Genomic DNA, 12789 nt, shown 5'->3' on the forward strand with positions numbered 1-12789 from the left:
AATAGATCATTAGCCAATGAATAAAGTAGCTATCAATTTAATATGGGCATGATGCTAGCTAAATGATGAGATAAAAATATCAGGTTGGGGTATCAACATCATCCCAATCTGCATTTTCAAAGCAAGTTAACCAATTTAATGCATAATGGCGTTCTTGAATAACATCACTTATAATCGATGCAGGTGGTTGCTTATCTTTCATTCGAAAATCTGTGGTTATCCAATGTAAGCGGTAGTGCAAATCTAAAGCATCTAACAATTCACTAACAGGTCTTAAGGTCACTGTAGACATGTCTTGCTCATTATGTTGCATTCCTTCGTCAACTAGCGATGAAACATCGCAAAAAGTATCAGCAAAAGGGAGCTCAGATTGCCAATTGATCGCCCATTGTAAAGGTAATAGAGCCTCATATTTCCAAGACATATCGATCACATCTTGCTCTGTTGGTTGCCCGCTATAAATAAAGTCATGTTCATTATTTGATAAAGCCGCAAATCCTATTGGGCAACGTTCTTTAAATTCCATTGGATTAATCGGATCATTCTCGCGAAAACTTTCAGCTTGAATACCTGTTAACATTATCGCTAAAGCACGTTTAGTTACCTCATCAGGCGTTCTAAGAATTACTTCGGATTCGGCAATAACCGGTGGTAAATGTGTCGGCGTATGCAATCCCAATTTGGCTAAATACTGCTCCGTTTTTGTTTTGCGCTTTAATGCTTCTGGTGGGTAAGGGATAACTGCATCTAAATCAATATCACCATCAGGATATTGTAATACATCTCCATCAGGATTACGAATAGTTCCATCCGGCATCAATATAATGGCATTTGCCTGCCAGCCCCAAGTGGTAAATTCACCGAAATTATCTTCTTCAATCTCAAAGGCAAATTGATGTTTAACTCGTTGGATATGGCGATACAAAGCATAACGATGTGAATTCATCTGCCCATCTCCTGCTTGCATGACATAACCGATAAAACCATCAAGGTGTTTCATCAATTCAGAATCATCTAATCCGCGATGATATAAACGTTCACAAGGGAAATCAATGGCTGGTGGATGTGTTACTGTAGAATAAGCATTGATCAATATTGGCATTTCAAACATTCCTATTTTAGATTTTGTGTGTTTTATGGCTATAACTAGCGGCTATTTGTTCATCCAATTCTATTATAAGTTATTGTACTTTTGTAGTTTTGAATGACCATGCTCCATTTTTGTGTTTGATAATTATCTTATTAAGGATAACGCATGAAGATTTATCTATTTTTATTTTTCAATGGATAATTTTATTCCTTACTTTGTAAATACCATACGGTCATTTCCATTCGGGATTTAAAATTAAGTTTTTTGAATATACTTTTGATGTGTACTTTCACTGTACTTTCTACGATACCAAGTTCTTTCGCAATCAATTTATTTGATAATCCTTGGACTAGTAAATTAAAAATTTCATTTTCTCTTGGTGTTAACAAGCTGACATCATGTATTTGCTTTGTAATTGGCTCTTTGTTATGACGCATATAATTGAGGATAATATGCGAAATAGCATTATCCATAATGAGCTTGCCTATCGAAATATCATGTAGCGATTTTAGAAAATCTTCAGGCTCCATATCCTTTAATAAATAACCATCTGCGCCGTTTTTTAGTGCTGTGATAATATCTTCTTTCGCATCTGATACTGTAAATATAATAATACGGCTAGAGATATTTTTCTCTCTCAAATAGCGTAATATTTCTAACCCGTTAACATCTTGCATATTGATATCAAGCAAAATAATATCGGGGTCGAGTTTTTCTGCTAGCTTAATGCCTTCTATACCAGAGCCTGTTTCCCCTACAACTTCAAAATGGTTTACTGTATTAATTAACTGTTTTACACCATTTCTTAACATTGGGTGATCATCAATAAGAAGTATTGAACTATTTATTTGTTCCATTTTTTACTCATCTGTAATGGAATGGTTTTGTTCGCTTTGAATGTTACCACAATTTGTGTTCCTTGGTTGGGATTACTATCTATTGCTAAATTGCCATTTAGTATTTCGACTCTATCACGCATAATAATTAGACCATAATGATTATCTTTTTTTAAATCATTTTGTAAACCAATACCGTCATCTTTTATGTAAATAGAGATGATTTGGTTATCATCTATTTTTAAACTCACTGAGGCATGTGAAGCTTTGGCATGTTTGTATATATTATTAAGTCCTTCCCGAATTACTTGTAATAAATGAAAAGCATATTTACTATTGATAATATTAAGTGGCAAGTGGTATTCAAACTGAATTTTGAATTGTAACTTTTGATTAAATTCTTCAATTAACTCCATTAAGCTGGCATAAAATCCAGTTTGATTAAGGCGTAAGTGGAAAGAGGTAATCAGTTCTCGTAACTGAGAGTAGGTGATATTGATCTCTTTACGCATGGTTGCTAATAAATCAATACTGTTTTGAGATGTTAAATCTGACTGCATTTGTAAGCAGCTAAGATGTATTTTTAAACAAGATAGTGATTGCGCTATCGAATCATGTAGCTCTCTAGCCATGGCTGAGCGCTCTTTCATTAATAAATATTGTTTTTGTTGTTCAACTTTTCTTTCTAGCTTCATTGCGGTGGTCATTTGTTCAATTAGTCCCATAATTAAGCTTTCTTGTTCATTAGTTAATATTACTTCTGTTGGTTGCAACGCAAATAATATCCCATATTTTTCCCCATTTTCTTGAAGATACCAATAACGCTGAAAACCATTTTGTTGATAAGACGTTGTTGTGGTTAAACAAGCACTACATTTGGAGTTTTGGCAGTAAGGTAGTTTGTGTTGATTATCGTAACTGATTTGTTGATAGTGGTTAGGATCATCGGATTCATAAAAGCGAATTTGAAATTGTGTTAATGGCACTAAATCTTCTAATTTACGTAGTATTTTTAAAAAACGTTCACACAGTGGTTCTGACGTATGTAATTGCTTGGTTGCTTGATATTGAAACGAAACAATTTTATTGGTTTCTTGTAATTTGGCTGTTTTTTCAATAACTTGTTTTTCTAGCAATAAATATTGTGATTCGATCTGTGCTGACATTTTATTGAAAGCTAATCCTAATAGATCAAATTCATCTTTTTTTGTTCCAATATTAAATCGTTGACTAAAATCGTGATTAGAAATTGCGTCAGCCATCTTAATCAGTTTTTTCCATGGAGCAAGGAGGTGGTGACGTAAGTAATAAATTTGAATAATTAAAAAACAGATGATGATAATGATAAATAATAGTTGTATTTGTGAAATATAATAAATTTTGTTTTCGGTTTTTTGATCAATTCTATGTACCAAATGATTAATACGATTAACATAGTTTTCGATATCAGTTTTTATATCATCAATTTTTTGTGCTTGCTTTATTTTGGTAGTAAGTTGTGTTTTCCAGTCGATTTCTAATTGATTAAATTCATTAATTAAGTTGTAGCGTTTTAAGATCATTAAATGTTGTTGTGATGAAGAAATATCCATAAAAATATTTAAACGGTCATACTCTTTTTCATTGAGTGGAATCATGGTCAGTAGTTGGTAGTTTTTCATTCTCAGTAACCCCAATTGATTGACCATATATGCACCACCTTTTGCATCATTGGCTACTTGAATTGAAAACGATAATGCGACTAAAGCAATAGCACCTAAAAAAAACATTAATAGCGTTAAACGATTAATAATTGATGCAGTGTAGCGAAATTTTTTTTTCGGCATATGAACACTCAACATTATTTTATAATTTTATTTTGAAGATAAATTGTAATTTATGATTGTAGCTTGAAAAACAGTATATCGCTGATCTTTTTTATCACTTTTTGCGATCTTTTGGTAAACAGCGCTTGCAACAAGGATAAATTTTGCGTAAAATTCACGCCCTATAAGATTAATCGCGCAGACATATATGTTTAATCAAGTAATCGTCTGCTTTTTATTGCGGAGTTAAGTATGTACGCAGTTTTCCAAAGTGGTGGTAAACAACACCGAGTTAGCGAAGGACAAGTCGTTCGCTTGGAAAAAATTGAAGTCGAAACAGGTGCAGAAGTTGTTTTCGATAAAGTTTTAATGGTAGCAAATGGTGAAGACATCAAAGTTGGTGCTCCGTTTGTTGAAGGTGCAACAATTAAAGCAGAAATTGTTGAGCACGGTCGTGGCGATAAAGTGAAAATTGTTAAATTCCGTCGTCGTAAACACTATCGTAAACAACAAGGTCACCGTCAGTGGTTCACTGATGTGAAGATCACTGCAATCGCTTAATAGGAGTATCGAACAATGGCACATAAGAAGGCTGGTGGTTCATCACGTAATGGTCGTGATTCCCAAAGTAAACGTTTAGGTGTTAAACGTTATGGTAGTCAAGAAGTTCTTGCTGGTAACATTTTAGTTCGTCAACGTGGAACTCAATTCCACCCAGGTACTAATGTAGGTTGTGGTCGTGACCATACTCTATTTGCCTTAATTGATGGACAAGTAAAGTTTGAAGTTAAAGGACCTAAAAACCGTCGTTATGTTAGTGTAGTTGCTAATAGCTAATTTAAAAGCGGTTCAAAAGTTATAGAAGCCTCACAGTTATTGTGGGGCTTTTTTCATTTCTTGAAATTTATATAAAATTGATGGCGATATGATAAAACAGCAAAATGTTAAATTAGGTTTTGCACTTGCCATGTTAACTGCAGTGATGTGGGGCATTGTGCCAGTTGCAATGAAATATGCGCTAGTGGTTGTTGATCCATTGACGTTAGCTTGGTCGCGATTGGCTATTTCAGCACTTGGAATTACCATTTGGTTGGCTTACAAAAAGCAATTTCCTAATTTAATGATGTTTAAAAAACGTCGCCGTTTTATTTTATTGATGGTTGCTGGATTTGGATTGTTGGGTAATTTTGCATTATTTGCAAGTGCTGTTCAGTATCTTTCTGCTACAACAGCGCAGGTGGTTGGGCAAACTGGCATTGTGATATTTATGATTTCAAGTGCTTTTATTTTTAAAGAGCGACTAAGACCGACGCAGATTATTGGTATTTTAGTTTTACTCACTGGGCTTGTACTATTTTTTAATAAAAATATTGTCGATCTTTTTTCTAATATGTCTGCGTATGGTATTGGTGTTTGGCTTGGTTTATTGGCTTCTGTATCGTGGGCTTGCTATGCGCTTGCCCAAAAAGTGCTATTACGAAAATTACGTGCAGAACAATTACTTTGGTTAATCTATCTTATTTGCACTGTATTTTTGTTGCCTTTTACTTCACCAAGTAAAGTAGCCAATGCTGATGCAACGCAACTGTTTGCTATCATATTTTGTGGTTTGAATACCATTATTGCTTACGGGGCGTTAGTGATGGCAATGGAAAGGTGGCAAGCCGCACAAGTGAGTGCTATAACAACCTTAACACCATTATTTGCACTTATCTTTTCAGATTTGTTTGCATTAATTTGGCCTGAAAAGTTTGCTATGCAATATTTAAATATTTTAGGTTATATTGGCGCAGTGTCTGTTGTTGCGGGCGCAATGTTTGCCACCATTGGGCATTACCTTTGGCATCCAAGAAAAGGCTGGCTAATTAACCGCAATAAAGGGGAAGAATAATGAAATTTGTTGATGAAGCATCAATTCGAGTTGAAGCAGGAGATGGTGGAAACGGTTGTGTCGGTTTTCGCAGAGAAAAGTATATACCAAAAGGTGGCCCTGATGGTGGCGACGGTGGTGATGGTGGTGATGTCTTTTTTATTGCTGATGAAAATTTAAACACACTTGTTGATTTCCAGTTTGAAAAAAATTATCGCGCAGAACGAGGTCAAAATGGACAAGGTTCTGATTGTACGGGTAAACGTGGTCGAGATATTACTGTTAAAGTGCCCGTGGGAACACGTATTACGGACAAATATACTGGCGAAATTATCGGTGATTTAACGCATCATCAACAAAAAGTGTTAGTTGCCAAAGGTGGCTTTCACGGTTTGGGTAATGCACGTTTTAAATCATCGGTTAATCGTGCGCCAAGACAAAAAACCGATGGTACCCCGGGTGAAAAGCGTGATGTGCTATTAGAATTATTATTGCTTGCTGATGTGGGGATGTTAGGCTTGCCTAATGCTGGTAAATCAACCTTCATTCGCGCTGTTTCAGCGGCTAAACCGAAAGTTGCCGATTATCCATTTACCACTTTAGTACCTAGTTTGGGTGTTGTTCGAATGGATAATGAGCAAAGTTTTGTTGTTGCTGATATTCCAGGTTTGATTGAAGGTGCATCAGATGGCGCAGGGCTTGGTATTCGGTTTTTAAAACACCTTGAACGCTGTCGTGTTTTAGTTCATTTAATTGATATGGCGCCAGTAGATGAATCAGATCCGATAGAAAACGCTAAAGTAATCATTCAAGAAGTTCAACAATATAGTGAAAAATTAGCGAATAAACCACGTTGGTTAGTATTTAATAAAATGGATGTATTAGGGCCTGAAGAGAGTGCTAAACGTGCGGCTGAAATTGCTAAGGCGCTTGACTGGCAGGATAAATATTATGTTATTTCTGCCATTAATCAAGAAGGTGTTAAAGCGTTATGCTGGGATTTAATGGAATATATCAATGCTCATCCACGAGAAGCCGAACAAGAAAAATCATCACCCGAAAAAGTTGAATTTATGTGGGATGATTATCATCAACAAGCAATGGATGAAGCTTTTGATGAAGATGATTTTGATGATTGGGATGAAAGTGATGAAGAGGGCGTAGAATTTATTTATCAAAAATAATCAGTATTACGGTCTTTTTATCTTGATTTAGCTATTGTGTAAAATCCTTTTATAAAAGCAATAAAAGCAGAAAAGAAATTTTCTGCTTATTTTTTATATGGTTGAATATAAAACTTGTCTTATGAGATAAGTGAGTCAGGTATTTATTTTCATTTAATTTAGGAAAGCTTAAAAAATGCTTGCTTTTAGTAATGAGAATCATTATCATTATTATGTACTTTGTTAGAGCCTAAACAGCTTCTGAAAAAGTATGACATTGCTCACATTGCTTCCAATGTTTGCCAGACTAGCATCGCTAAGCTGGCTTTTTTATTTTTGGGTTATTCATAACTGTTTTATTTTCAAATACTAGTTATTTGCTAATTCATTGTTGATGTCAAATAAAATGAGTAATGCTGCGCTGCCGCCAAACTCTTTGGGTGCTTGGTGAAAACACATAATGCGAGGGTGTTGTGCAAGCCACATGGGTGTTTGTGTTTTTAATATATTTTTTCCATGCCCATACATGATGCATGCGCAATGGGCTCTTTCACGTAAACACGCGGCGATAAGCGCTGCAATCTCTTTTTTAGCCTCTTGCTGAGTGAGTCCATGTAAATCCAAAAAAAATTCTGGTTCATAAAATCCACGGCGTAATTTTTTTACTTCATAGGGATCGGCATTTTCTCGACTATAGCGGATAGGATCTTGTTGCAATAGCGGTTGATAATTATCGGAAAAATAAAACTCAGCATGTGTTTTTTCATGTTGTAGTTTTTGTGTTTCCATTATTTTTTTTGAGCGTTTCACCGGTTTATGAATAATAGTATCTTGTTTTAGCTTTTTGGTGTTACCAATACTATTTTTAAACAAGTTTATGTCATCTTGGTCTAAATTAAATTTATTTGGCATTAATTTTCACTCTGGGTAAACTTTTTGTTTAAATTCACACAAATCTTCTATAACGCAAGAACCGCATCTAGGCTTTCTGGCAATGCAGGTATAACGACCGTGTAATATTAGCCAGTGGTGGCAATTTATTTTATATTCTTTGGGTACGACCTTCAGCAATTTTTCTTCAACTGCTTCGACAGTTTTACCAGGTGCAAAACCTGTACGGTTACTTACTCTAAATATATGCGTATCGACGGCAATGGTTGGCCAACCAAAAGCGGTGTTTAACACAACATTGGCTGTTTTTCTACCCACACCAGGTAACTCAATAAGTGAATCGAAATTTTCTGGTATTTCGCCTTGATATTTATCTACTAAAATTTGACATGTTTTTATAATGTTTTCAGCTTTACTATTATAAAGCCCAATGGTACGAATATAACTTTTTAATTGATCAACGCCAAGTGCTAAAATTTGTTGTGCTGTATTGGCTACAGCAAAAAGCGGTTTTGTTGCTTTGTTGACGCTTACATCGGTTGCTTGAGCTGATAAAACAACAGCAATAAGTAATTCAAATGGCGTTTGGTATACAAGCTCGGTGGTTGGATCTTTAATATGATCTTTTAGTCTGTCTAAAATTTGAATTCGAGTTGATTGTTTCACTAAATAATTAATATCCCAAAATAGTTTATTTGGTATTATATACTGTATTTGCAGTTTATCTGTAAGTTAAATTTAGTTTTTATAGACGTTTTAGTTTTGGCTATCAACGATATATGTAGATTGTAATTTTACCAAATAACAATATCATCTAATTTTTATTCACTCAAATACATAAATCGTCTGCTTTTTAGCATGGGCTTTTTGTGATAAGCTAGCCCACTATTTAATTTCATAATACAAGGTTTGTTATAAAAATGTCGTTACCAATGATTGTCACCTTTGCTGTGTACATTTTAGGGATGATTGCGATCGGTTTTTTTGCGTTTCGTGCAACGCAAAACTTTGGTGATTATATTCTAGGTGGACGCCGTATTGGTAGTGTGGTCACAGCACTTTCAGCAGGTGCTTCAGACATGAGTGGTTGGTTATTAATGGGGTTACCTGGCGCGGTTTTCTTGTTTGGTATATCACAAAGTTGGATTGCCATTGGTTTGATAATTGGCGCGTATCTCAATTGGTTACTGATTGCTGGAAGGTTGCGTGTTTTTACCGAAATCAACCATAACTCTTTAACATTACCTGATTATTTTGCTCGTCGATTTGATGATAAAAGTTCTTTACTTCGCATTATTTCTGCGGTGATTATTCTTATCTTTTTTACTATTTATTGTGCTTCTGGTGTGGTTGCTGGCGCAAAATTATTCGAAAGTACGTTTGGTATGAGTTATGGTTGGGCAATGCTTGCAGGTGCTGGTGCAACAATTGCTTATACTTTTATTGGCGGTTTTTTAGCTGTAAGCTGGACTGATACTATTCAAGCAAGTTTAATGATGTTTGCACTTATTTTAACACCCATTATGGTTATGGTGAATGCTGGGGGTTTTTCTGATGCAATGGCATATATTGAATCGCTTAATCCTGATTACACCAATTTATTTGCTCACATGGATTTTATCGCCATTATTTCATTGTTAGGTTGGGGACTGGGTTATTTTGGTCAACCCCATATTTTAGCCAGATTTATGGCAGCAGATTCCCATGAGGTGATGAAAAATGCACGCCGAATTAGTATGACTTGGATGATTTTATGCTTAGCTGGAGCTATTACGGTTGGCTTTTTTGGTATTGCTTTTTTCTCTAATCATCCAGAGTTTGTCTATTTGATTAATAACGGCAAACATGAACGCATTTTTATTGAGCTTTCAAAGTTATTATTTAATCCTTGGATTGCAGGTGTATTGCTTGCAGCTATTTTAGCTGCGGTAATGAGCACATTAAGTTGCCAGCTATTAGTTTGTTCTAGTGCTATAACGGAAGATTTTTACCGCGCCTTTTTTAGACCAAAAGCAAAACAAAAAGAACTTGTTTGGGTTGGGCGTATAATGGTGTTATTAGTTTCAGTTATTGCGATTTTATTAGCCATTAATCCAAATAATAGCGTACTTGATTTAGTCAGCCATGCTTGGGCTGGATTTGGTGCAGCGTTTGGCCCAATTATTGTTTTTTCGGTATTTTGGTCACGAATGACTCGTAATGGCGCATTAGCTGGTATGATAATTGGTGCAGTAACCGTATTGCTTTGGATTAATTTTAATTGGTTTAATCTATACTCTCTCATTCCTGGGTTTTTATTTGCTTCAATTGCGATTGTTGTGTTTAGCTTATGTGATAAAAAACCTAATGAAATAGTGGAAGATCATTTTAAACAAGCGTATAAACGTTATCATAATAAAACAGTATAAATTTCATTAAAGTAGAATATAAACGTAATAAAATTTAATAGGTAGAATATATGACAAAAAATGTGATCAAACAACTGCAAGAGCGTGGACTGATTGCGCAGCTTACCGATGAAAAAGCACTAGTAGAACAAATTGAAAAAAATCCTATTGCGCTTTATTGTGGTTTTGATCCAACAGCCGATAGCTTGCATCTTGGACATTTGGTACCGTTGCTTTGTTTAAAGCGCTTTCAATTAGCTGGACATAAACCTGTAGCTTTAGTCGGTGGAGCAACAGGATTAATTGGTGATCCAAGTTTTAAAGCCGTTGAGCGAAAACTCAATACTGAAGAGACAGTGGTTGAGTGGAGTGAAAAAATTAAACAACAAGTTTCACCATTTTTAGATTTTAATTGTGGTGAAAATGCGGCAATTGTTGCCAATAACTACGATTGGTTTAGTGGTATGAATGTGCTGACATTTTTACGTGATGTTGGTAAGTATTTCTCGGTTAATGCGATGATCAATAAAGAATCAGTTAAGCAACGTATTGATCGTGACGAGGTAGGGATCTCATTTACTGAGTTTTCTTATAGTTTATTACAGTCGTATGATTTTGCTTGTTTGAATCAATCGCATGACGTTGTTTTACAAATAGGTGGATCTGATCAGTGGGGAAATATTACCGCTGGTATAGATTTGACTCGTCGCTTACATCAAAAACAAGTTTATGGTTTAACTGTACCATTAATCACTAAATCAGATGGGACTAAATTTGGTAAAACTGAAAGTGGTGCAGTATGGCTTGATCCTAAAAAGACCAGTCCGTATAAATTTTATCAATTCTGGATTAATACGGCAGATGCGGATGTTTATCGATTCTTAAAATTCTTTACATTTATGCCGTTAAGTGAAATTGACGCATTGGAAGAAGAAGATAAAAATAGTGGTGTTGCACCAAGAGCTCAATATGTACTTGCTGAACAAGTTACTCGTTTAGTTCATGGTGAGAATGGACTCATTGCAGCAAAACGTATTACAGAAAGCCTATTTTCTGGTAAGTTAATGGATTTATCTGAAGCTGATTTTGAGCAGTTAGCCCAAGATGGTATGCCGACGTTAGTTGTTGAAAGTGATGTTGATTTACAACAAGCAATCGTTAATGCGCAGTTTGCTCCGTCAAGAGGGCAAGCAAGAACGATGATTGAATCCAATGCCATTTCAGTTAATGGTGAAAGAAATACAACAACAGATTACCGTTTTGCTGATAGCGATAAACTTTTTAATCGTTATACTTTACTTCGTCGCGGTAAAAAATATTACTGTTTGCTAATTTGGAATTAATTTTATGAAAAATATTTTATCGATCCAGTCACATGTAGTCTTTGGTCATGCTGGAAATAGCGCAGCGGAATTTCCTATGCGTCGATTAGGTGTAAATGTTTGGCCTTTAAACACTGTACAATTTTCTAATCATACTCAATATCGCCAATGGACTGGAACGGTAATGTCTGCATCTCATTTAACTGAGATTGCTGATGGAATTCATGAAATTGATGAACTAAAACGTTGTGATGCGGTATTAAGTGGCTATATGGGATCACCTGAGCAAGGCAATGCTATTATTGAGATTGTTAAAAAAGTAAAAGCGGTTAATCCAAATGCTATTTATTTTTGCGATCCAGTAATGGGACATCCAGAAAAAGGATGTTTTGTTGCCCCAGGTGTATCAGAGTTTTTATGTAATACTGCGTTGCCTATGGCAGATATGATGGCACCAAATATTTTGGAGCTTGAAGAGCTAAATGGTAAACAACGTATCAATAATGTTGAAGAAGCTATTTTAGCTTGTCGAAAGTTATGTAAAAAAGGGCCTAAAGCGATTTTAGTTAAACATTTAAGCCGAGCTGGATATAAAATTGATCGTTTTGAAATGTTGCTAGTGACTCAAGATGACGCATGGCATATTGATCGTCCATTAGTTGATTTTGGCGTAAGACAACCTGTTGGTGTTGGTGATATGACAAGTGGATTATTTTTAGCTAATATTTTACTTGGAAAATCATTGGTCGAAGCCCTAGAACATACTACTTCAGCGGTGTATGCGGTTATGCTCGAAACCTTAAAGCAAGATGAGTATGAACTACAATTAGTTGCTGCTCAAAATGAAATAGAAAAGCCTACTCAATGGTTTAATGCGAAAAAAATTGATTAATTATTAAAATGTGTAAAAATATGTAAAGATAAAATTGACTAACGATTAGCATTGAATTTATGAGGGGATAATGGACGATATTTCATTAGGGGTAATGCTCGCGGATTTACGGGAAAAAATGGGATTAACTCAAGATGATATTGCCAATAAAATTCATGTGCGAAAAACGGTAATTGATTATATCGAAAAAGACCAATTACCTCATGCCCCTCTTGTGTTTGTTAAAGGTTATATTCGTTCTTATGCAGAAGTTGTTGGCTTATCAGTAGATCAATATCAGCCTTATCTTGATCAATTAACCAAACAATCTAAGTCCCAACAAAAAAAATTTCAAACACAAGCATTTATGACGAGAAAAACAAGAAAGACTCCTCTTATCTTTATCAGTATATTTATTCTTCTTGGTGCACTTGGTGTAACTTTATATTATATTAATAAAGACAATAAAAGCCATTTTGTCGAAGTAAGTCATTATATTTCACCATCTCCCTCCAATCATGTTAACAGTTAGCAAATTTTCTTATTCTCATACA

General features: G+C 35.0%; 13 protein-coding genes. 8 read left to right on the forward strand and 5 right to left on the reverse strand.

The genetic code is table 11. The features are described from left to right. Positions 1-79 precede the first annotated feature (79 nt). From GQ598_RS02540 to narX, 3 genes are all read right to left on the reverse strand, one after another. Positions 80-1102, reverse strand: coding sequence for a DUF4272 domain-containing protein (locus tag GQ598_RS02540; RefSeq protein WP_160402220.1), 1023 nt, complete (start codon positions 1100-1102; stop codon positions 80-82). A gap of 191 nt (positions 1103-1293) precedes the next feature. Beyond that, positions 1294-1947, reverse strand: coding sequence for a two-component system response regulator NarL (narL, locus tag GQ598_RS02545; RefSeq protein ID WP_160402221.1), 654 nt, complete (start codon positions 1945-1947; stop codon positions 1294-1296). Beyond that, on the reverse strand, positions 1935-3752 hold the full coding sequence (gene narX, locus GQ598_RS02550) for a nitrate/nitrite two-component system sensor histidine kinase NarX (RefSeq protein WP_160402222.1): 1818 nt from the start codon (positions 3750-3752) through the stop codon (positions 1935-1937). Before narX ends, narL begins: the two co-directional genes overlap by 13 nt. 231 nt (positions 3753-3983) lie before the next feature. Between narX and rplU the strand changes: the two genes are divergently transcribed. The 4 genes from rplU (at position 3984) to cgtA (ending at position 6785) form a co-directional block, all read left to right on the forward strand. Continuing rightward, complete coding sequence (gene rplU, locus GQ598_RS02555; protein ID WP_025314436.1) at positions 3984-4292, forward strand: 50S ribosomal protein L21; 309 nt, start codon at positions 3984-3986, stop codon at positions 4290-4292. Positions 4293-4307: 15 nt separating this feature from the next. Beyond that, complete coding sequence (gene rpmA / locus GQ598_RS02560; protein WP_034915250.1) at positions 4308-4568, forward strand: 50S ribosomal protein L27; 261 nt, start codon at positions 4308-4310, stop codon at positions 4566-4568. An 88-nt stretch (positions 4569-4656) separates the two neighbouring features. After that, complete coding sequence (locus GQ598_RS02565) at positions 4657-5622, forward strand: DMT family transporter (RefSeq protein WP_160402223.1); 966 nt, start codon at positions 4657-4659, stop codon at positions 5620-5622. Further along, positions 5622-6785: an Obg family GTPase CgtA gene (gene cgtA / locus GQ598_RS02570; RefSeq protein WP_160402224.1), complete on the forward strand. Its 1164-nt coding sequence runs from the start codon at positions 5622-5624 to the stop codon at positions 6783-6785. Before GQ598_RS02565 ends, cgtA begins: the two co-directional genes overlap by 1 nt. A 348-nt stretch (positions 6786-7133) precedes the next feature. On the opposite strand, the gene smrB is transcribed toward cgtA, so the two are convergent. Both smrB and nth read right to left on the reverse strand, forming a co-directional pair. Continuing rightward, entirely contained in the window at positions 7134-7676 is a 543-nt protein-coding gene (smrB, locus tag GQ598_RS02575) for an endonuclease SmrB (RefSeq protein ID WP_160402225.1), read from the reverse strand. Between the two features lie 6 nt (positions 7677-7682). Beyond that, complete coding sequence (gene nth / locus GQ598_RS02580) at positions 7683-8321, reverse strand: endonuclease III (RefSeq protein ID WP_160402226.1); 639 nt, start codon at positions 8319-8321, stop codon at positions 7683-7685. A 248-nt stretch (positions 8322-8569) separates the two neighbouring features. On the opposite strand from nth, the gene putP reads away from it, so the two are divergent. The 4 genes from putP (at position 8570) to GQ598_RS02600 (ending at position 12767) form a co-directional block, all read left to right on the forward strand. Continuing rightward, positions 8570-10063 carry a sodium/proline symporter PutP gene (gene putP / locus GQ598_RS02585; RefSeq protein ID WP_160402266.1) on the forward strand — a complete coding sequence of 498 codons (1494 nt, stop codon included), beginning with the start codon at positions 8570-8572 and terminating at the stop codon, positions 10061-10063. 50 nt (positions 10064-10113) lie between these two features. Further along, the gene (tyrS, locus tag GQ598_RS02590) at positions 10114-11385 is read left to right on the forward strand and encodes a tyrosine--tRNA ligase (protein ID WP_160402227.1); all 1272 of its coding nucleotides are present in this window, start codon (positions 10114-10116) and stop codon (positions 11383-11385) included. Between the two features lie 4 nt (positions 11386-11389). Then, positions 11390-12256, forward strand: coding sequence for a pyridoxal kinase PdxY (gene pdxY / locus GQ598_RS02595; RefSeq protein ID WP_160402228.1), 867 nt, complete (start codon positions 11390-11392; stop codon positions 12254-12256). 70 nt (positions 12257-12326) lie between these two features. Further along, positions 12327-12767 carry a RodZ family helix-turn-helix domain-containing protein gene (locus tag GQ598_RS02600; RefSeq protein WP_160402229.1) on the forward strand — a complete coding sequence of 147 codons (441 nt, stop codon included), beginning with the start codon at positions 12327-12329 and terminating at the stop codon, positions 12765-12767. Positions 12768-12789 lie beyond the last annotated feature (22 nt).

The organism is Gilliamella sp. Pas-s95, from assembly GCF_009795795.1.
GTDB lineage: Bacteria > Pseudomonadota > Gammaproteobacteria > Enterobacterales > Orbaceae > Gilliamella > Gilliamella bombicola.